This window comes from Methylophaga thalassica MP, from assembly GCF_000214595.1.
Classification (GTDB): domain Bacteria; phylum Pseudomonadota; class Gammaproteobacteria; order Nitrosococcales; family Methylophagaceae; genus Methylophaga; species Methylophaga thalassica.
Map to the genome: position 1 here is coordinate 66,808 of NZ_AFIG01000002.1, position 19,994 is coordinate 86,801.

The following is a 19,994-nucleotide window of genomic DNA, read 5'->3' on the forward strand; positions in this document are numbered from 1 at the left end:
ATACTTATGGTTGAGTCAATAATTCGCTGGTCTGTCAGTAATCGTTTTTTTGTAGTGCTTGCCACTTTGATTTTGGTCGGCGTTGGTGTGTTCTCCTTAAAAAACACACCGGTAGATGCGATTCCTGATCTTTCTGATGTTCAGGTCATTATCAAGACAAACTATCCGGGACAGGCGCCACAAGTTGTTGAGGATCAGGTCACCTACCCATTAACGACAGCAATGTTATCAGTACCGGGTGCCGTTACAGTAAGAGGGTATTCATTTTTTGGTGACTCCTATGTCTACGTAATTTTCGATGAAGATACAGATCTATACTGGGCACGCAGCCGGGTATTGGAATACCTGAGTCAGGTGGCACCTTCACTACCCGAAAATGCCAGACCACAACTGGGCCCTGATGCTACAGGTGTTGGATGGGTTTATCTTTATGCACTAATAGATAGAACCGGTCAACACGACATCAGCGAATTACGCTCATTGCAGGACTGGTTCCTGAAATACGAACTACAAACAGTACCTGGGGTATCTGAAGTTGCGGCTGTTGGTGGTATGGTCAAGCAATATCAGGTAACTGTGAATCCTGAAAAAATTCGCGCTTTTGGCATCCCTATGTCACATATCCAGACTGCCATCAAACGAGCTAATCAGGAGGTAGGTGCCTCCGTAGTAGAAATGGCTGAAGCTGAATATATGGTAAGAGCGACAGGCTATATTCAGTCCAAAACGGACTTGGCTCAAGTCCCATTGGGCGTCAATAGCCGGGGCACACCTCTTACGCTTGGTGATGTTGCAGAAATCAAGCTTGGACCACAAATGCGGAGAGGTATCGCAGAGTTTAATGGCCTCGGAGAAACTGTCGGTGGTGTAGTTGTAATGCGTTTTGGCGAGAACGCACAAAAAACCATTGAAGGTGTTAAAGATAAATTGCAGGAACTCCAGAAAGGCCTGCCAGAGGGTGTTGAACTTGTGACGGTATATGACCGTTCGGGGCTTATTGGACGTGCGGTTGATAATCTTTGGCACAAATTATTAGAAGAGTTTGCTGTTGTTGCACTGGTTTGTATGCTCTTTTTGTTCCATATCCGGTCATCACTCGTAGCTATTGTCAGTCTCCCTGTCGGTATTCTAACTGCATTTACTGTCATGCATATGCAAGGTATTAATGCCAATATTATGTCTCTGGGAGGTATTGCTATAGCCATCGGTGCGATGATCGACGGCGCTATAGTGATGATTGAGAACATGCACAAACACATGGAAAAAACGCCTCTAACCAAGGAAAACAGATGGCAAGTGGTGGCTGAGTCTGCTTCTGAAGTCGGCCCAGCATTATTCTTCAGTCTGCTAATCATTACTGTCAGCTTTGTGCCAGTCTTTACATTGGAAGCCCAAGAAGGTCGTATGTTTTCTCCGCTGGCCTTTACTAAAACCTATGCGATGGCTGCATCTGCAGCATTGGCGATTACATTAGTTCCTGTGTTGATGGGCTACTTTATTCGTGGAAAAGTGTTGCCAGAACATAGAAACCCCATTAATCGATTACTGGTAGCTTCTTACATGCCTGTTTTGAAAATGGTTTTGGCGTTTCCCAAAACGGCCATTTTCATTGCGCTACTTGCCTTGGGTTCTACCTACTGGCCTTTGCAGAACATCGGTAGTGAGTTTATCCCTCCACTTGATGAAGGCGATCTCATGTATATGCCTACTACATATCCCAGCATATCTATTGGTAATGCCCGAGAAATTCTTCAGCAAACCGACAAGTTGATTATGACCGTACCTGAAGTAGAAACTGTTTTTGGCAAAATTGGTCGAGCTGAAACAGCAACCGATCCAGCGCCACTGACCATGATTGAAACATTCATTCAGTTAAAAGACCGAAGCGAATGGCGTGAAGGTATGACAACAGAATTGCTGAAAAAAGAGCTTGATGATCTGGTCAAATTGCCCGGTCTCACCAATGCTTGGGTTATGCCGATAAAAACCCGGATTGATATGTTGGCAACAGGAATAAAAACACCGGTGGGGATCAAAGTTGCTGGCGCAGATATTTCAGTTATCCAGCAAATAGGTCAACAACTCGAAACAATATTGGCTGAGGTGCCCGGCACCGCCTCGGTCTATTCTGAACGTGTTGCCGGAGGACGTTATATTAAAGTTGATATTGATCGAGGAAAAGCCTCCCGTTTCGGCCTAAATATTGCTGATGTGCAACAGGTTGTTGCATCTGCCATTGGTGGAGTCAATGTTACCCAGACAGTAGAGGGACTTGAACGTTATCCCGTGAATATACGATACCCACAATCATATCGCGACTCTCCAGAGCAGATGGCATTATTGCCGATAGTCACAGCAAAAGGGCAAAGGATTGCTCTGGGTGATGTAGCAGAAATAAAAATTGAAAATGGTCCCCCAGCTATCAAAAGTGAGAATTCCCGCATTAATGGCTGGACATTTGTTGATATAGAAGGCGTTGATATCGGCTCCTATGTCGAGAACGCTATGGAAAAAGTTCGCGCAGAATTGGACTTGCCTGCGGGATATTCAATTCATTGGTCAGGCCAATATGAATACATGCTGCGAGCTAAAGAAAAGCTTACTTATGTTGTTCCCTTGACATTAGCGATCATTGCCATTCTCTTATTCATAAATTTTAGGAATTTTACAGAAGTAGCACTGTTAATGGGGACACTGCCTTTTGCCTTGATTGGCAGCATTTGGTTGCTTGACTTGCTGAACTTCAACTTCTCTATCGCTGTTGGAGTTGGTTTTATTGCTCTGGCGGGCGTTGCTGTTGAAATCAGCGTCATTATGTTGGTCTACCTAAATCAAGCTTGGCGAGAAGAACTTACAAAGAACTCAATTAGCACATTAAGTAACTCACTGAGTAAGACCCAGTTGAGACAAGCTGTGATCACTGGGGCGGGTCTGCGTGTGCGACCAGTAATGATGACAGCGGCGGCGGTCATCATAGGTTTGATACCCATACTATTTGGTACAGGAACTGGCTCTGAAGTAATGAGCCGAATTGCAGCGCCTATGGTGGGCGGTATGGTGAGTTCAGTAATTCTGACTTTATTGGTGCTGCCAGTCGTATTTTACTTATGGAAAGTGAGGGCTAAATGAAATCTCACGATTCACACTCGACCTTCTTTGGGCCTACAAGTAACACGAGGAGGAGTTAAATAACACTCAGGTTCAGATTTCCATTTCTATTAAATCATTTGGTCAGAGGAATATGAATATTGATTGAAGATATGAGTAAGCGAATCATTAAGTCTATGTTTCTTAATTTACTTCTCATTTGTTGACCTATGTCAAGGACACAGGTTTATAGTTTAACTAGCATGACAGTTAAACCGAAATTTAAAAGCAGCTTTGACGCTTGATAGTCAGGCAATAGGAGTAGGTCATGCTTGTTAATGAAGTGGCGAAAACATTGAACATAGGTCCTGAAACTGTACGGTTTTACACACGTATAAAATTGCTACAGCCTCAAAAGAACCGGTTTAACGGTTATCGAGAATATGACAATAAAGATATCAATCGGTTGAAGTTTATATTAGCCGCAAGACAGCTTGGTTTCTCGGTCGATGATATTCAGCAGATACTGGCCGACGCCGACAAGAAAAGGTCCCCTTGTCCCGGGGTAAGGCGTCTACTGGCTAAGCGACTGCAGGAAACAGAGCTACGTTTCAGGGAAATGCAGCAATTAAGGAAAAAGATGAAAAAAGCGCTCGCTCAATGGAAACAAATGCCCGATATGGAGCCTACAGGTCAAATGATTTGCCATTTGATAGAAGAATTTACTGTCCCATTTACGACGGAGGAAAAGTAATGAAAATACATTCAACACATCAAAGTGAAACAGCTAAGCAAGGTTGCTGCTGTACAAACAATTCCACCGTCATAACGAAGGTAGGCATTGAACAATTAGTCAGTGACTTACCAGTCAAACAATTAAAAGTTGAAGGTGCTAACTGTGGTGGCTGTGTACAGAGCATTGAAAAAGCCCTTCAATCTCTGAACGGTGTAAGCAATGCCAGCATGGATCTGGCTAGTAGTGTCGTATCAGTGTGCGGAATAGTTCAGACAGATGAACTAATTGCAACCCTGGAAAAAGCGGGATACCCAGCGACTGTTTTAGACTAACTCGGGATTTACACATGAACACACAGAATACAGAAGCCTCAGACAAGCCTGGCCAACATAGTGCTAAAAAAGATACAACCTATGTTTGTCCGATGCACCCGGAAGTAAGGTCCGAACAGCCGGGAGATTGCCCAAAATGTGGTATGCACCTTGTGCCAGAAACTGAGCTCAAATCACATCATAAGCATGCACAGCACACGGATTCAGAAACCTCTGGTAATGAATCTAATTGTTGTGGAGGGCATAAGAGTGTGTCCCAATTGCATCATCAACATGACACAGAAACCAAAAGTAAAAATGCTGTTCAGGGTAAATACGATAGTGTTCCTCAAGGCTGGAACGGCCCTGTCTATACCTGCCCAATGCATGCGGAAGTTCGTCGCACAGAGGCGGGATCGTGCCCAATATGCGGTATGGGGCTAGAGCTTGAATCTGCTGCAATGGCGGTGGATGAGCCTAATCCTGAGCTCGTTGATTTTACCAGACGCTTCTGGGTTGGTGCGGTGCTTACCATTCCGCTCCTTATCCTTACAATGAGTCCACTAATAGGACTTGGTCAGATTCGTGATCTGTTGGGAGAAAACGTATCTCTCTGGTTAGAAGTAATACTTGCAACCCCGGTTATCCTCTGGTCCGGCTGGCCTTTTTTCGTACGTGGCTGGAATTCTTTCCGCACTATGAATCTCAACATGTTCTCACTGATTGGCATGGGGGTGTCTACGGCATATCTGTATTCGATGGTCGCCATGATTACGCCGGAGATCTTTCCTTCTGGCTTTAGAGATCCAAAAACTGGACATGTAGGCGTCTATTTTGAGGCGGCAGCGGTCATCGTCACATTAGTACTACTTGGACAGATTATGGAACTGCGTGCTCGAGAGGGTACCGGTAAGGCTATTCGCGCACTTTTGGATTTGGCTGCCAAGACAGCACGCGTTATTAGGCCGGATGGCAAGGAAGAAGAAATTCCTCTTGAAGAAGTCCATGTCGGTGATCAGATCAGAGTGAGACCTGGCGATAAAGTACCCGTAGACGGAGTTGTGGTCGAAGGTCGTTCGTCAGTGGATGAAAGTATGATTTCTGGTGAACCTGTCCCCGTTGAGAAGACAGAAGGTGAAAAGTTAACCGGGGCGACAATTAATGGTACGGGTAGTTTGATTATGGAAGCGACGCGAGTTGGTTCTGACACGATGCTTGCTCAAATCGTGGAAATGGTTGCTGCAGCACAACGATCACGTGCACCGATTCAAAAATGGGCTGACATGGTCGCCGGCAAGTTCGTACCAGCTGTAATTGGCATCGCAATCATTTCTTTCATTGCTTGGTCAATCTGGGGACCAGCCCCCGCCTTATCCTATGCACTCGTATCAGCGGTAGCTGTCTTGATCATTGCTTGTCCCTGTGCGCTAGGCCTCGCTACGCCTATGTCAATTATGACGGCAACAGGGCGTGGAGCACAGGCAGGCGTATTAATCAAAAATGCTGAGGCATTAGAGCGTTTCGAGAAGGTTGATACACTAATAGTCGATAAGACAGGAACCTTAACTGAGGGTAAGCCAAAACTTGTTGCTGTAATGCCCGAAGCTGGACACGACGAAGCAGAGGTACTTCGACTGGCGGCCTCGCTTGAGCGTGGTTCAGAACATCCACTGGCTGAAGCTATCGTCAGAGGTGCTGAGGAGCGAGGAGTAGCATTAACTGAAGCAACAGACTTTGAAGCTGTCACTGGCAAGGGCGTTAAAGGTGTTGTGGACGGTAACGCTGTGGCACTCGGTAATCTCGCACTGATGACTGACATGGGCTTGCAGAATGATGAGCTCACAGGTAAAGCCAATGAACGACGTGATCAGGGTGAAACAGTGATGTTTATTGTTCTTGAAGACAAGATCGCTGGCTTAGTAAGTGTCGCAGATCCGGTCAAAGCAACGACACCAGCTGCACTGAAAACACTTCACCAACTCGGCCTGAAAATCATCATGGCAACGGGCGACAATGAACGTACAGCCAGGGCTGTAGCCACGCAACTGGGTATTGATGAAATTCGTGCAGATGTTCTGCCAGCTGATAAGGCTCGTATCATCGAAGAGCTACAGCAACAGGGGCGCAAAGTAGCTATGGCGGGTGATGGTGTCAACGATGCTCCAGCATTGGCTCAGGCTGATGTAGGTATTGCGATGGGTACAGGCGCTGATGTCGCTATTGAAAGTGCAGGATTTACTTTAGTTAAAGGTGACTTAGACGGGATAGTTCGTGCACGACGACTTGCCCACGCCACCATGAAAAATATTAGGCAAAACCTGTTTTTTGCTTTGATCTACAACTCTGCCGGTGTACCGATTGCCGCAGGGATTCTGTATCCATTCTTGGGGATTCTGATTGGACCAATTTTTGCCGCTTTTGCCATGAGTGCTTCCTCCTTGTCAGTGGTACTTAATGCGCTGAGACTCCGGCGGGCAAGAATATGAAAAATCTAGACCTCAATGGGCAAAACAACAGTGAGGGCCTGGATATGAGTATTCACAAATTTGTTGCCATTTTCTATGACGTTTATCCAAGCAATGCGAAACAGGTTCCACTACAACATGAAGTAGAAGGTTTACTTCTCACATGACACACCTGAGGTGAATTATGGACACTCAAAGACCATCATTTTGGAAAACCCCTGCCGGTTTCACCGCACTCGTTTTGATTGGTGTTGTGACTTACTTTCTTCTTATGGAACATCGCCAGCATGTCTGGCAGTTCCTGCCTTACTTGATTCTACTGGCTTGCCCTTTTTTACATCTCTTTATGCATGGCAGTCATGGGGGACATGGTGGTCATCAGCATGAAGGAGGCGAGTCTGAACAGGATGCCTATCAACGCGGACTGGAGGATGGCCGAAAAGAGCGTGAACATGATCATTAAAGGTCAGGATGAGAGAACATTACTGGAGAAAAAATATGCATGGTGAATCAGCATACGGCCTGTGGACGTTGGTTTTAATAAATTCAGCAATATTTATATTTTTTGCCTTTAGTTTTACTAAGCCAAAGACCAAAACAGACTGGCGTAGTCTGGGGGCGTTTTCAGCATTCATTATTGCACTATTCACCGAAATGTATGGGTTCCCACTAACCATCTATTTTTTGTCAGGCTGGTTGGCGGAAAAGTATCCCGGTGTAGATTTCATGTCACACGAAAATGGACATTTATTGCATACGCTACTGGGTTTTGAAGGTAACCCGCATTTTGATCCACTGCATATTGCAAGCAACGTCGTCATTATTCTTGGTTTCTTTTTACTGGCTTCTGCCTGGAGCGTATTACACCACGCCCAACAAAACAGACAACTGGCAACAACCGGCTGGTACGCAAGAATGCGTCATCCACAATACATCGCTTTTATCATGATTATGTTTGGCTTTTTGTTGCAATGGCCAACAATCCCGACGCTGGTCATGTTCCCAATTCTGGTTATTGTCTATGTCCGCTTAGCCAAACGAGAAGAGCGAATGGCACTTGATGAATTTGGCGATGAATACCGAAGCTACATGGCGAAGACACCCGGATGGTTTCCAAAATTCTAATCACGGATGAACAGGCAACAACCCCGCGTCTTATTTAACACTGGAGACGAGAAGATGACTAAGCACAGGCTGGGTATTAATCCCGGTTTTTTGACAAAACATAAGCTGGGGCTAGTTGGGCTTGAACAAACCAATAGCAGTGAGATGATTACTGAGATCGATTCATTACCATGGGTTGACGATGTCAGGCTGAATACCAATAAGCAAACGCTTAACATTGCTTACGAGGCATCTCTCCATAACATCGATGAATTGCTTGTAATTGTTGAAAAACACGGTGCGTCGATTAAAGACAGTTGGTGGAGCCAGACAAAACTTGGCTGGCAACGACAAACCGACGAAAACATAAAAAACAATGCCAAACACGAGCCCCACTGCTGTAATAAAGCACCTTCAGGTAACAAACTCAGGTAAACAGAATTGTTTTCCCAGTGCTGAGATATAGAGAGATGAGAATCTTTTTTGCATGCGTTCCAGCAGGCTCACTTAATCACTATCGGCATACTGAATTAAGGAATTAAAAATTTAGCCATGACTACATCACACTTACTGTCTATTGTTGATATGGGCATAGATACCCACCAAGAGCCTGTGGTATACATGCGAAGTGATTGCCATATCTGTCGTTCAGAAGGCTTCACCGCCAACAGCCGGGTCACGCTCCGTTTTAATGAAAACAGCGTCATTGCAACCTTGAATGTGGTTGATGGACAACTTTTGCCGTCAGGCACAGCAGGCTTATCCAGAATCGCCATGCACCGCCTGAGTGCTATTGAGGGGCAGAAGCTCATGGTCAGTCATGCCCCCGTCGTTACCTCATTGAGTCATGTACGAAAAAAAGTATTTGGCAACAAGCTCAGTGACGATGAAATTGCTGACATTATCAAAGACATCAGTGCGCACCGCTATTCTGATATAGAAATTGCCAGTTTTCTCAGTGTTTGTGCAGGAAGTCGTCTGGACGTTGATGAGATAATTGGCCTGACCCAGGCCATGGTTGAATGCGGTAAGCGCCTATCCTGGTCTGGTCAAAACATGATTCTCGATAAACACTGCATTGGGGGCCTGCCAGGTAACCGTACTACACCGCTGGTTGTTTCAATTGTCAGTGCGGCAGGGCTGGTCATTCCCAAAACATCATCAAGGGCGATCACTTCACCAGCTGGCACTGCAGACACCATGGAGACGTTGACTACCGTTAACCTTAACCTCAAAGAAATTCAGTGTGTTGTTGCTGACACTAACGCATGTCTTGCCTGGGGAGGTGCCGTTAACCTGAGCCCAGCAGACGATCTGTTAATTCGTATAGAACGTGCACTTGACCTGGACGGAGAGGGGCAACTTATCGCTTCCGTCCTTTCAAAAAAAATTGCTGCAGGTTCAACCCATGCAGTGGTTGACATTCCTGTTGGTCCCACGGCCAAGGTCCGCTCGGACAAAGAAGCCAACAGACTGGCTTCGCTGTTTACTCAGGTGGGTGCTGCTTGTGGCATCAACATCCGCTGTCTTATTACGGATGGTAGTCAACCTGTTGGTCTGGGGATCGGTCCCGTTGAAGAAGCACGGGACGTGCTTTCAGTCTTGCAGGGAGACAATGATGCGCCGCTAGATCTCCGTGAGCGTGCTTTGTTCTTGGCTGCTAACCTGTTTTCTCTGTCATATCAGGAGAGTGTGGAACAAGGTCTCTTGAGGGCCACATCAATATTAGATAGTGGTAAAGCTTTGCAGCAGTTTCAGCGCATTGTTCAAGCACAAGGTGGTATCAAACAGCTGCCAGAAGCCCGTTATCAGCATACGGAGCTCGTTCCAGAAGCCTGTGCAATCACTGAAATAGATAATCGTAAGTTAGCACGTCTGGCAAAACTCGCAGGTGCGCCAGGCAGTCCCGCTGCCGGGGTGAGGCTGCACGCTAAAGTTGGTGACACCCTGAGTAAAGGGGAACCATTATTTACTTTATTCAGTGACAGTGAGGGAGAACGCGATTACGCACTCGCTTATTACAGTGAGCAGGGCAACCCTTTCACTATTAACTTGACTTAAAAGGCTAAGCGATCACATGCCAGCAGATTCAGTAAATCACATTCCTCAACGTAAACAGGCAGGCAAAGCACAACCCCTCGTATTTGCCCTTGAGCCACATCCATTGCAACTATCACTTGCAGATCTGTTAAATGGGGAGGCGGGCGAGTTCGATACAAGACGATTTCCTGATGGCGAATCGTATCTTCGTGTCCTGTCTCCAGTCGCTGGACGCAGCTGCCTGGTCATTGCCGATTTATCGCGTCCAAACGCTAAGTATTTACCTTTGATCTTTCTGTTAAATACGTTGCGTGAACTTGGTGCTGCCAGTGTCGGCTTGATAGCACCTTACTTGAGCTATATGAGACAGGATCGGCGTTTCATAGAAGGCGAAGCAATAACATCAAAAATATTCGCGCAAGACCTTTCCCATCACATGGATTGGTTGGTCACTGTGGATCCGCATTTGCATCGCTATCATGCGCTGGATGAAATTTATCAGGTTCCTTCAACAGTAGTTCAAGGGGCACCGGCATTAGTTCAGTGGCTAAAAGAAAAAAAGATTTGTTACTGATAGGACCTGACGCTGAGAGTGAGCAGTGGGTGTCTGAGATCGCTGAGCAAAGCAGTCATCCATTCGTTATTGGTACAAAAAAACGCTATGGAGATCGTAACGTCGAAATCTTTTTGCCTGATATTGACCAATACATTTCGCATACAGCAGTGATTATTGATGATGTGATTTCCAGTGGGCATACCGTTCTGGAGTGTATCAACACACTTAAATCAAAAGGCATCGCTCATATTCTATGTGCTGCTATACATGGCATTTTTGCTGAAGGTGTCGATATGGATTTGATGTCAGCTGGATTGGAATCACTGGTTACAACTAACACGATTGTTCACCATACCAACGGCATTGATATGGCACCGTTATTGGTTACCGCCGTGGAAGCTTTCTTATCAGAAACGACAATTCAGGGAGGTCAGCCATGAGAGTAACTTTTCTTGGCGGGACGGAGACAGTCACCGGTTCAAAATTTCTTGTGGAAACCGAACATAGCCGCATATTGATCGACTGCGGTCTTTTTCAGGGTTACAAATGGCTGCGGGAACGCAATTGGCAACCACTCGATCTGGAAGTCGATGAACTTGACGCAGTGATTCTCACCCATGCGCATTTGGATCATTCAGGTTATATACCCGTCCTTTTTAAACAGGGTTTCCGTGGACCGGTATTTACCCATCATGCTACCAAGAATCTATGTAGGATTTTGTTGGCTGACAGTGGTCATATTCAGGAAGAAGATGCGAGATATTACAGTAAACACAAATTAGGCAAACATGCCCATCCAGAACCACTTTATGACCGTCATACTGCTGAAAACAGTATTGAACTGTTTCAGTCCATCGACTTTGATGAACCAGTGGAAATAAAAGACTGTCGTTTTCACCTGCAACTGGCCGGACATATTCTCGGTGCGGCAAGCATTATCCTGGAAGCAGAAGGCAAACGAATAGGCTTCTCTGGCGATGTGGGCAGGTTTTCAGATGTGTTGATGAAAGCACCTCGACCCTTGCCTGCTCTTGACCATTTATTGTTGGAGTCGACATACGGAAATCGACAACATAGTGGTATCGATCCGTTCAAACAATTGGCGGATGTGGTTAGTAATGTGGCCCACCATGGCGGCGTCTTACTCATACCCGCTTTTGCCGTGGGACGAGCGCAAGCTTTACAACACATGCTTGCATCAATGATGGCTGACGAAGTTATTCCTGAAATGCCTATATATCTCGATAGCCCGATGGCGATTAAGGTTTCGGATGTTTTTTGCGAATTCAAAGACCAACACCGTCTTGATAGGGACCAATGTCATCGTATGTGTAACGTTGTCACCTATACCCGATCAGTAGAAGAATCCAAGGCACTGGCAGGGCAAACATATCCTCACATCATCATTGCGGGCAGCGGGATGGCCACTGGCGGACGCATTCTACATCATTTCAAAAGGTTGCTGGGCAACAACAAAACAACAGTATTGTTCACCGGTTATCAAGCAGGCGGAACACGGGGAGCTAAGCTGGTAGATGGTGTTGACGCAGTGAAAATTCATGGCGAGTGGATACCGGTGCGAGCTAGGATTGATTCAATATCAGGTTTGTCTGGGCATGGGGATTACATGGAATTAACCAGGTGGTTAAAAGATTCAGACTTAAAGCCAGGTACACAAATCCACTTGGTACATGGTGATAGCGAGGCACTTGAAGCTTTCCGCGTTCATCTGAACGAAAATACCCGATTTGCAGTTAATGTGGCTGAGAATAGGAGTGTTTTACATATATGATCTTTTGTAACACTAAACAATTTTTTCTTTAGTCGGGAGTGCCCCATGCAAGTAGAAACTTTAAGAGATGTATTACATTGGACAAGCGACTTTCATCAGCACCTGACAGCATGTTTAAAACATTGTGCCGACAGTAATAAAAGTGAACGAGCGAAAATGCTTCTAAAGTATTTATCAGAACATGAAGAAAAGCTTGCTCATGTGATCCATGAGTTTGAAACTAAGGGGGATGAGCATGCTTTAAACACCTGGTGTTATGAATATTTGAATAAAAACCCCATAGTTCAACATCACCATTGTGACGCGCCATTTTCTCAACTATCAACCACTGAAATTATGCGAGTGATTATCGATCAGCATAATCAAGTGATAGAACTTTATCGTTACTTGCATGATCGTGCAGATATTCCCTCGGCTCAAGAGTTGCTTGAGATGCTCAAATCCTTTGAGGAGCATGAAATGATGTTAATGGTTCAGTCTGCCAACCGTTCAGAAGATATGTAACGTAACTCTCATTACGGCGATCACATTTGGAAAAGCAGATGGATAGATGCAATTCATGCATTACGCTTCCTGATGACGCCAAGGAAGAGTTTATCGTCTTCGTTGAAGGTGATGAACTGTATACAAGCATGCTATCTGCCATTTCAAAAGCGCAGCACTCAATACAACTGGAAACATATATCTTTGCCTATGACCAGATAGGAAAAACTTTTGTGAGTGCACTGGCAGAAAGAGCCAGAAATGGTGTTGAAGTCAGGGTGCTTGTTGATGCCGTGGGCTCATCACGCTGGTCATCACAGCAACTGATTAAAGCTTTGCGACAAAGCGGTGTGGAACTGCATTGGTTTCATACTTGGAGCTGGCAGCATCCATTACGTTATAACTGCAGGGACCACCGAAAACTGCTGGTTGTGGACAGTAAAGTAGCATTTTTAGGCGGCTTTAATATTCACAAGGAAAATTCAAAAAATTTATCCGGGGATGCACGCTGGCGAGATACACACATTCGGTTTACAGGTATAAAAGCGAACGAGGCATCACAGTTATTCGATCTTTTTTGGTCTGGGCACCTGCGAGAGGTAGTCAGCCAGCCAGCCACTGGCAGCCAGCTGTTACACAATCAAACTTTAGCTTGCCGACACCGGCTAAGATGCGAATATGCTTCAGTTTTTGAACAAGCAAAGCGCACTGTCTATATAACAACACCTTATTTTGTTCCTGATTCTTACACTATTAACGAGCTCATTAAAACCTCAAACCGTGGTGTAGATGTCAAATTACTCGTTCCACGGAAAAGTGACGTCCGTATTGCATTATGGGCATCCCGAAGTCTTTACGCGCCAATGCTTGCAAGCGGTATAGAGATATACGAATTTTTACCTAGGATACTTCATGCGAAAACGGTTGTTATTGATAAAACCTGGTCGTTCATTGGTACAGCAAACCTCGACTACCGAAGTTTATTTATTAATTATGAGTTAACTCTGGTCAGTGCAAACAGGCATTTAAGCGAGACGCTCGAAGAACAATTTCTCTACGATCTCAAGGAAGCTGAAAAGGTATCTTCAGACCAGTGGTTTAAGCGTGACCTTTTAGCCAGGTTGGCTGGTTTAGTTGCTTCCATTTTGAAGCGATGGCTGTAAAGCGCTATGACATTAAACGAGATAATAACGGTGATCAAGCATCTGTGAGACTGAGATATTAGATTACTTTATACATTGAATGAGGGAATACATTATGAGTTCTGGCCGTAACGACAGCGTACGAGGATCAACTCTAGAAAAAATACATGCCTACTGGCAAGCCTGTAACTATTTGGCAGTGACAACTGCTAAAGTAATACAACAGCCGGCTCTGTCACGTTGCATCTGGGTAACGGTGCCATTCTTTGTGCTATACATAATGGTATTAGTGTTGATACATCTATGGGCTTTACTCCTGCGGTAGGCGTGATGATGGAAACCAGAAGCGGTGATCATGATCCCACCATTCCTTGATATATGTTCAGCACAGCTATGGGATGGGTCAAGATGAAGTAAATAAGAAATTAACTGCTGAATCGGGTTTAGAAGCAGTGTGTGGTTACCACAATATGCGAGAGTTCCTCAGTCGGATGCATTGTGGTGATATAGATGCAAAGCTGGCAGTTGATATGTTCGTTTACCGAGTCCGTAAAGCCATTGGTGAGTATATGGTGGTGCTTGGTCGCGTCGATGCCATTGTTTTCTCTGGCGGTATCGGGGAAAACTATCCAGAGATACGAGCACGCTGTTGTGAGGACCTTGAACAATTTGGCATACGACTGGAAGAGGTGGGGAAAAATAAGATGAAAATTAAAGCTGAACAGGTACAGATTTTGACAATGGAAAGTTTGACACATATTTTTGTTATCAAAACAAACGAAGAGTATCAGCTAGCAAAAGAAGCCGATAAGTATCTCACTAAAACCGCTTCTAACTAATGGGTCACTGACAGGAAAGTTCATTGATTATTCAAACTGTAGTGTTTCTGTGCATTGCTGCGATTCTCGCATTTAATGACAGTGTCTTTGAGCGGTTAAGATTGCCCAAAGCAGCCTTAACTTTGCTCCTAGGTATCATTATCGGGCCCGCAGTTTTAACATTGGTTCATTTGAATAAAGTCGAGCAGCTCCTTTCAGAAGGTGCCGTAATAATTATATTGCTTGCGGCCGGCTACAGTCTTAACTGGGACAGGTTTATGGCAGCCATAAAGCCTGGTCTTTTAGTTGGGTTGATGGGAGTACTACTTAGTTTGGTTTTAGGTTTCTCGGCCAGTTACCTGTTCAGGCACAACTTCGAAGAAGCCATATATGTCGGTATTGCTTTGTCTGCAACTAGTATCGGTTTGAGCGTATCGCTATTGAATTATGCAGGCAGCTTACAATCAAAGGTTGGACAAATACTGTTAGCCGCTGCTGTTGTAGACGATATTTTTGTATTATTTATATTAGCTACAGCTCATGCAGGCTTTAGTTCTGGCACTGATTCAAACGGTGTTTTGCTCTCTTTTTTGATGAGTCTTCTGATGTTATTTGCTCTGACTGTGTTGTTGAGTATCATAGCAAGGCTAATAAATTCTTACTCGTTGAAGCTAATAAAATTTCCACGCAGAGCTTCTATTGTCTTGATTGCATTTATTTCCGCAGGACTCACTGAAAAATTTGGCTTATCTCTGGTTATCGGCGGGTTCATCACTGGCGCAATTTTTTCTTTGTTTAAAAGCTCACCAACGGATTCAGATACAGTTTTTTTCAACAATTTAAGTAAAATTGCTGCGCCATTGTTTCTTTTAGCTGTAGGAATTCAGCTTACTGACATGACTATTGGAACTATTGATATGCTCTGGTACGTAAGTTTGATTTTAATTGCATCCATCTTAGGGAAAATCATGTCGCCCTTGATCATCGCGCCCCTTCTAAGCCCAAAAGAAGGTTGCTTACTCGGGTTTGCTATGCTCCCTCGCGCCGAAGTCGCAATAATTGTTGCTAGTGTCGGTATGAAACAACAACACCTTTCTCATCACGCAACGGTGGCTTTAGTCATGATGACGGTGGTGACAGTAATACTGGCATCAATAGTAGTTCCCAAGTTGGCTAGCGTTATTTCAGCACCAAAGCCAAAAATGGACTCAACTCGAGAATGAAAGATCTAGACCAATGAATTTAATAAAGTGTTTCTCACAAACTGTCTTAGGCTCAGCTACTGAATCAAATGAAAAATAGAGGGACATTGGATGTTGTTAATCACCTTTCCATTTATATTGGTTCTCACGGTAATCGTGCATTATCAGTTTCTTAGTAATATGGCAGTGATTTTTGAGACCAAATGGTCTCAATCAACAAAATTGGTGCTGATTATTTGTGGGCTATTCATCGCTCATATTATGGAAATAATAGTTTACGCAATGGTCTACTATCACTCTGATTATATGCTGGATATGGGAGAGGCTAAAGAAAGTTTTCAACAATGGCCAGACGCTTTGTATTTCTCATTTGTGGCCTATAGTTCTCTTGGTGCCGGTGAGTTATCACTACCACAACCATTGATGCTTCTTTATGGCTTAGAAGCCATTAATGGCTTACTCTTAATTGCTTGGTCGGCATCATTTTCATTATTGGCAATGAATAGGGTGCATTTTTGTGAGTCATGTAAAACCGATGCTGAAGAGAGTTAAATCCATGTTTGTCAGTAGCGTATAAAGGGACAGTGAGACAGGAATCAGATTATGATTCAGTTTTTATACCTCCATTAGTGGCTGTTACCAACAAAATAGCCACGATGATAAGTCCTGCACCTAACCACTGTAGCTCTGTTAGTGTTTCTGAAAAAAAGTTAAGTCCCAGATACAGACCGAATACAGGAGTCAGGAAATTATATACGTTGAGCTTGTATAGAGAGGTTCTGTGCATGAGCCAGAACCAAGTGACATAGGGAAGTGCGGTCCCGACCAATGCCAGCGACAGAAGGATAAGCGTGTAATTTAATTGCCAGTCTAATAAAGAAAAATGACTTGTGTTAAATGCCAGAAAAGCCAGAGGGATTGAGCCAAATAATAACTGGAGTCCCATTGCGATAAAGACATCAACCTGGCCCGCAATTTTTTTTAGCAAAACATTACTAATAGCCACGCCGGTCGAAGCCAGAAACACATAAAGAATCCCTTGCAGTACTGTCTCCCCAGTATCAAATAGCGTGTTTGTTGAGATTATGATAATTCCGATAAAACCTACGACAGTTCCTGTTAGTGGTATTTTTCCTAACTTTTCATTGAGCACATACCAGCCCAATACGCCAGCAATAAGTGGCTGGGTGTTGGTTAGTACAGTCGCAAACCCAGGATTGAGTAATTTGCCAGCATAGAACATACCCCACAGGCCAAGACCTGTTCCGCTAAAGCCAATGATGGCTATATAGACCCAAATTCTGATCGTGTTGGGAAAGCGGCGATTGATGAGTAACGCGATTGCAATAAGGACAGAACCAGCTGTGACAGCCCTCAAAAAAGCCGTTATCATCACTGGCGCATAGGGCAGACTTAACTTGATGAGTGGGTAACAAAGCGCCCACATCAGCATTACAGCAATCGCACCGGTGTGAATACTTTTCAAACTAAAGCCCTAATCAATGAAATCATTGGCTTGTTGTTATTCACGATACTGAGTTTGATGAGCAGCCATTACAGTCATTCAATGACTGTGTGGGCTCTCCTCGCTGCCCCTAGCAGTCAGAATTTGGTACTGTTCCGGAGAGAGTTCAGGCAGTTTTTTCAAGAAGGCAACAATATCCCATATACGTTGATCATCATGACCTGGAGCCCATGAGGGCATTGCCGAGGCCTTGATGCCATGCTTGATAATCCAGAAACGACGTTGATCACGTTGTTTCTCATTGAGTTTCTGAGATGATATTTTGGTTAGATCTGGAGGAGAAGGATAGAGTCCTTTTGTAAAGTCAGTTTCTGACGTAAATGGACTCAAATGACATGAAACACACATTTCGTTGTAGTCAGGTCCGCCTCTAAGTAATCTTGCTGGTGATGATAAATCATCTGGTACATGCACCTTTGCTGCAGCTTTAGCGACAGATCTTTCTCTTAGTGTTTCTAGCAACCAAAAAGTCCCTTTGTTATGTGGCACATCTGCACCAATCTGGTATAGCCCTGAGTAGATAAAAATAAATACTGCTAGAACAGCTGCCAGAATTAAAAATAATAAAGCTTTGATGAAATAAGTAAAATGTGATTGCATTGTTAATTCTCTGTTGTTAGTAATCATCTGCTGAATAAGAATTTAAAAAGGCTTTTTCTACAAACAAGATAGTGGCCATTATGCCCAGAGCAACACCCAGTATGACTGGATCGCTTAACCACTTACTAAGACTAAATCCAGCAAGCAAAACCACATTGAAACAGATGGCGATGACAGGGATGACAGGGCTGGCATTAATATCCTCACGCAGGTGCCTCAATACCCCCCATTGAATCGCCATATCCATGATCAAGTAAAGAATAATACCCAGAGAGGCAATCCGGCTCAGATCAAAAAATAGTGTTAATACCAGCCCCAGAACGACAGTATAGACAAGGGTGTGCTTTTGAATACTGCCGGGCATGCCAAAATGGCTGTGTGGGACCAGTTTCATTTCAGTCAGCATAGCCAGCATCCGTGATACAGCAAAAACACTGGCCATCAGACCGCCAGCAGTTGCCACAATGGCGATGATGACTGTGAACCAAACGCCGATTTCACCCGCGGCTGGCCTTGCTGCAGCAGCGAGGGAGTAGTCCCGCGCAGTAATTATCTCCTCAATCGTGAGATTCCCTGCCACGGACCAACCAACAAGGGCATAAATAATGATGCAAGCGGCAATAGAAATAATAATGGCCTTGCTGATATTTTTTCGCGGGTTTACTACCTCAGAACCGCTATTGGTAATTGTGGTAAAGCCTTTAAATGCTAGAACACCGAGTGCCGTGGCAGCGATGAAAGCATTCCAGTTGCCCGGTACGGCTGAAAGATTGATGTCAGATTCCAGACCTTGTCCCGATCTCAGCATGAGGTAGAGGCCTAACAAGCCGAAGACAATAATGCCAACAATTTTGACTACGCCCAGAACATAAGCCGTTCCTTGAATATATTTGTTGCTCGTTAGGTTGACCAGAAAAACGGCGACTAACAGACATGCCCCAAGCACAGGCACCCAGAAATCCGTGTTTTCAACATCAAAAAGTTGCAGGGTGTAACTACCAAAGGTTCTGGCCAGAAAACTCTGGGCGATGACCATGGAGACATACATGAGCAGGGCATGAAATGCCGTAGTCAGGGAGTGGCCATACATCTTATGCAGATACATGCCGATACCGCCTGCTGACGGGTATTTGTCAGAGACCTTGATGTAGGAGTAGGCGCTGAAACTGACGACGATAGCTGCTGCCAGAAAGGCAAAGGGAAAGGCAGATCCAGCCAATTGTGCCATCTGGCCGGTCAGTGAAAAAATCCCAGCCCCAATCATCACGCCGGTGCCCAATGCGGCGGTGCCTGTCAGAGATAAACTGTTTTTCTGATAATGCGTACTGTGATCATCGTGGTCTGACATCTGTCATCCCTATTTTTGCTGTAAATTTGTGACTAAAACCACATACGAACGCCGGCTACCAAGCCAAATTCATTGTGGTCTTTCCCCTGAGCCTGTTCCAGATCCGCAGTCTGTCCAAGGGCACTACGCCAGTAAGCGCCAATGTAGGGGGCAAACTCTCGACTTAACTCATATCGATAGCGAAGTCCCAACCTAACACTATTGATGCCGCTGGGTCGGTCATACTCCAAAGCATCAGTGAATGCCGCATTAAGTTCCAGCCTGGGTTGTAGATAGGAAACTTGTGAAAGGCGAATGTCATATTCAGCTTCAACTTTAGCTGAGACATCACCATCCTCATTAATCTGTAATGCGTTATCCATTTCAAAACGGTATGGTGCCAGACCGAACAGACTCACGACGGCATAGTGTTCAAGGTTAACATCTGACTTCAACGAGCCTCGCGCGCCCAGACCTGCCTGTAGCTCCCAAAAAGGAGAGATCAGCTTGCTGCCCAATATCTCAGTTCGCTCCAGTTCCGAGGGCTCGCCATCATTCAGCTGATTTTCGCCTTCACTTTTGAAGTACACCCGTGCTTCATCACCACCATACCAGGCCAGCATATCCCAAGTCGCCACATTGTCACCATTGTCATTTTGACTGATTTCCAGGCGGTCAATCATCAACTGTCCAGTGTAGTAGGGCTTGACAGGTTCTGGCCAGTCATCCTCGGCATGCTGAGCCATGACAGCAGATGACAACAACGCTAATGACATTGATAGCAATGCAATAAATTTCTTCATAGC

At 44.8% G+C, this 19,994-nt stretch carries 22 protein-coding genes; 18 read left to right on the forward strand and 4 right to left on the reverse strand.

Annotation, left to right across the window (positions count from 1 at the left end; genetic code table 11):
- The first annotated feature begins 6 nt into the window (after window positions 1–6).
- The 18 genes from MAMP_RS11130 (at window position 7) to MAMP_RS11200 (ending at window position 16,288) form a co-directional block, all read left to right on the forward strand.
- Window positions 7–3,129, forward strand: coding sequence for an efflux RND transporter permease subunit (locus tag MAMP_RS11130; protein WP_007146149.1), 3,123 nt, complete (start codon window positions 7–9; stop codon window positions 3,127–3,129).
- 286 nt (window positions 3,130–3,415) lie between these two features.
- Window positions 3,416–3,841, forward strand: a complete 426-nt coding sequence (locus MAMP_RS11135; protein ID WP_040576535.1) for a MerR family transcriptional regulator — start codon at window positions 3,416–3,418, stop codon at window positions 3,839–3,841.
- Window positions 3,841–4,155, forward strand: coding sequence for a heavy-metal-associated domain-containing protein (locus tag MAMP_RS11140; RefSeq protein ID WP_007146151.1), 315 nt, complete (start codon window positions 3,841–3,843; stop codon window positions 4,153–4,155). Before MAMP_RS11135 ends, MAMP_RS11140 begins: the two co-directional genes overlap by 1 nt.
- 14 nt (window positions 4,156–4,169) lie before the next feature.
- Window positions 4,170–6,620 (forward strand): copper-transporting P-type ATPase, encoded by a 2,451-nt coding sequence (locus MAMP_RS11145; RefSeq protein WP_040576536.1) that lies wholly within the window; start codon window positions 4,170–4,172, stop codon window positions 6,618–6,620.
- Complete coding sequence (locus MAMP_RS16205; RefSeq protein ID WP_007146153.1) at window positions 6,617–6,766, forward strand: hypothetical protein; 150 nt, start codon at window positions 6,617–6,619, stop codon at window positions 6,764–6,766. The genes MAMP_RS11145 and MAMP_RS16205 overlap by 4 nt, the downstream gene beginning before the upstream one ends.
- Before the next feature lie 17 nt (window positions 6,767–6,783).
- Entirely contained in the window at window positions 6,784–7,062 is a 279-nt protein-coding gene (locus MAMP_RS16550) for a DUF2933 domain-containing protein (protein ID WP_007146154.1), read from the forward strand.
- A 35-nt stretch (window positions 7,063–7,097) separates the two neighbouring features.
- On the forward strand, window positions 7,098–7,724 hold the full coding sequence (locus MAMP_RS11155; RefSeq protein ID WP_007146155.1) for a methyltransferase family protein: 627 nt from the start codon (window positions 7,098–7,100) through the stop codon (window positions 7,722–7,724).
- Between the two features lie 54 nt (window positions 7,725–7,778).
- Window positions 7,779–8,138, forward strand: coding sequence for a hypothetical protein (locus tag MAMP_RS11160; protein WP_007146156.1), 360 nt, complete (start codon window positions 7,779–7,781; stop codon window positions 8,136–8,138).
- A gap of 117 nt (window positions 8,139–8,255) precedes the next feature.
- Window positions 8,256–9,764 (forward strand): thymidine phosphorylase family protein, encoded by a 1,509-nt coding sequence (locus tag MAMP_RS11165; RefSeq protein ID WP_040576537.1) that lies wholly within the window; start codon window positions 8,256–8,258, stop codon window positions 9,762–9,764.
- 16 nt (window positions 9,765–9,780) lie between these two features.
- Window positions 9,781–10,317: a ribose-phosphate pyrophosphokinase-like domain-containing protein gene (locus MAMP_RS16310; RefSeq protein WP_007146158.1), complete on the forward strand. Its 537-nt coding sequence runs from the start codon at window positions 9,781–9,783 to the stop codon at window positions 10,315–10,317.
- Entirely contained in the window at window positions 10,287–10,739 is a 453-nt protein-coding gene (locus tag MAMP_RS16315; protein WP_202796136.1) for a phosphoribosyltransferase family protein, read from the forward strand. The genes MAMP_RS16310 and MAMP_RS16315 overlap by 31 nt, the downstream gene beginning before the upstream one ends.
- Entirely contained in the window at window positions 10,736–12,091 is a 1,356-nt protein-coding gene (locus tag MAMP_RS11175; protein WP_007146160.1) for an MBL fold metallo-hydrolase RNA specificity domain-containing protein, read from the forward strand. Before MAMP_RS16315 ends, MAMP_RS11175 begins: the two co-directional genes overlap by 4 nt.
- 45 nt (window positions 12,092–12,136) lie before the next feature.
- Window positions 12,137–12,595 (forward strand): hypothetical protein, encoded by a 459-nt coding sequence (locus tag MAMP_RS11180; RefSeq protein WP_007146161.1) that lies wholly within the window; start codon window positions 12,137–12,139, stop codon window positions 12,593–12,595.
- A gap of 26 nt (window positions 12,596–12,621) precedes the next feature.
- On the forward strand, window positions 12,622–13,737 hold the full coding sequence (locus MAMP_RS11185; protein WP_007146162.1) for a phospholipase D-like domain-containing protein: 1,116 nt from the start codon (window positions 12,622–12,624) through the stop codon (window positions 13,735–13,737).
- Between the two features lie 219 nt (window positions 13,738–13,956).
- On the forward strand, window positions 13,957–14,091 hold the full coding sequence (locus MAMP_RS16555) for an acetate/propionate family kinase (RefSeq protein ID WP_007146163.1): 135 nt from the start codon (window positions 13,957–13,959) through the stop codon (window positions 14,089–14,091).
- 23 nt (window positions 14,092–14,114) lie between these two features.
- Window positions 14,115–14,555, forward strand: a complete 441-nt coding sequence (locus MAMP_RS11190; RefSeq protein ID WP_007146164.1) for an acetate kinase — start codon at window positions 14,115–14,117, stop codon at window positions 14,553–14,555.
- 23 nt (window positions 14,556–14,578) lie between these two features.
- Window positions 14,579–15,757, forward strand: coding sequence for a cation:proton antiporter (locus MAMP_RS11195; protein WP_007146165.1), 1,179 nt, complete (start codon window positions 14,579–14,581; stop codon window positions 15,755–15,757).
- Window positions 15,758–15,847: 90 nt separating this feature from the next.
- Complete coding sequence (locus tag MAMP_RS11200; RefSeq protein ID WP_007146166.1) at window positions 15,848–16,288, forward strand: ion channel; 441 nt, start codon at window positions 15,848–15,850, stop codon at window positions 16,286–16,288.
- Window positions 16,289–16,337: 49 nt separating this feature from the next.
- Here MAMP_RS11200 and MAMP_RS11205 read toward each other — a convergent pair whose 3' ends face one another.
- The 4 genes from MAMP_RS11205 to MAMP_RS11220 all read right to left on the reverse strand — a co-directional run bounded on the left by MAMP_RS11205 (window position 16,338) and on the right by MAMP_RS11220 (window position 19,991).
- Window positions 16,338–17,222, reverse strand: coding sequence for a DMT family transporter (locus tag MAMP_RS11205; RefSeq protein ID WP_040576538.1), 885 nt, complete (start codon window positions 17,220–17,222; stop codon window positions 16,338–16,340).
- 78 nt (window positions 17,223–17,300) lie between these two features.
- Complete coding sequence (locus tag MAMP_RS11210) at window positions 17,301–17,888, reverse strand: c-type cytochrome (RefSeq protein ID WP_237701227.1); 588 nt, start codon at window positions 17,886–17,888, stop codon at window positions 17,301–17,303.
- Entirely contained in the window at window positions 17,878–19,209 is a 1,332-nt protein-coding gene (locus MAMP_RS11215) for an APC family permease (RefSeq protein WP_007146169.1), read from the reverse strand. The genes MAMP_RS11210 and MAMP_RS11215 overlap by 11 nt, the downstream gene beginning before the upstream one ends.
- A gap of 32 nt (window positions 19,210–19,241) precedes the next feature.
- Complete coding sequence (locus MAMP_RS11220; protein ID WP_007146170.1) at window positions 19,242–19,991, reverse strand: copper resistance protein B; 750 nt, start codon at window positions 19,989–19,991, stop codon at window positions 19,242–19,244.
- Window positions 19,992–19,994: the final 3 nt, after the last annotated feature.

Coding starts and splice junctions, on each gene's coding strand:
- MAMP_RS11130 (WP_007146149.1), top strand. CDS start 7: ATGGTTGAGTCAATAATTCGCTGGTCTGTCAGTAATCGTTTTTTTGTA.
- MAMP_RS11135 (WP_040576535.1), top strand. CDS start 3,416: ATGCTTGTTAATGAAGTGGCGAAAACATTGAACATAGGTCCTGAAACT.
- MAMP_RS11140 (WP_007146151.1), top strand. CDS start 3,841: ATGAAAATACATTCAACACATCAAAGTGAAACAGCTAAGCAAGGTTGC.
- MAMP_RS11145 (WP_040576536.1), top strand. CDS start 4,170: ATGAACACACAGAATACAGAAGCCTCAGACAAGCCTGGCCAACATAGT.
- MAMP_RS16205 (WP_007146153.1), top strand. CDS start 6,617: ATGAAAAATCTAGACCTCAATGGGCAAAACAACAGTGAGGGCCTGGAT.
- MAMP_RS16550 (WP_007146154.1), top strand. CDS start 6,784: ATGGACACTCAAAGACCATCATTTTGGAAAACCCCTGCCGGTTTCACC.
- MAMP_RS11155 (WP_007146155.1), top strand. CDS start 7,098: ATGCATGGTGAATCAGCATACGGCCTGTGGACGTTGGTTTTAATAAAT.
- MAMP_RS11160 (WP_007146156.1), top strand. CDS start 7,779: ATGACTAAGCACAGGCTGGGTATTAATCCCGGTTTTTTGACAAAACAT.
- MAMP_RS11165 (WP_040576537.1), top strand. CDS start 8,256: ATGACTACATCACACTTACTGTCTATTGTTGATATGGGCATAGATACC.
- MAMP_RS16310 (WP_007146158.1), top strand. CDS start 9,781: ATGCCAGCAGATTCAGTAAATCACATTCCTCAACGTAAACAGGCAGGC.
- MAMP_RS11175 (WP_007146160.1), top strand. CDS start 10,736: ATGAGAGTAACTTTTCTTGGCGGGACGGAGACAGTCACCGGTTCAAAA.
- MAMP_RS11180 (WP_007146161.1), top strand. CDS start 12,137: ATGCAAGTAGAAACTTTAAGAGATGTATTACATTGGACAAGCGACTTT.
- MAMP_RS11190 (WP_007146164.1), top strand. CDS start 14,115: ATGGGTCAAGATGAAGTAAATAAGAAATTAACTGCTGAATCGGGTTTA.
- MAMP_RS11200 (WP_007146166.1), top strand. CDS start 15,848: ATGTTGTTAATCACCTTTCCATTTATATTGGTTCTCACGGTAATCGTG.
- MAMP_RS11210 (WP_237701227.1), bottom strand. CDS start 17,888: ATGATTACTAACAACAGAGAATTAACAATGCAATCACATTTTACTTAT.
- MAMP_RS11215 (WP_007146169.1), bottom strand. CDS start 19,209: ATGTCAGACCACGATGATCACAGTACGCATTATCAGAAAAACAGTTTA.
- MAMP_RS11220 (WP_007146170.1), bottom strand. CDS start 19,991: ATGAAGAAATTTATTGCATTGCTATCAATGTCATTAGCGTTGTTGTCA.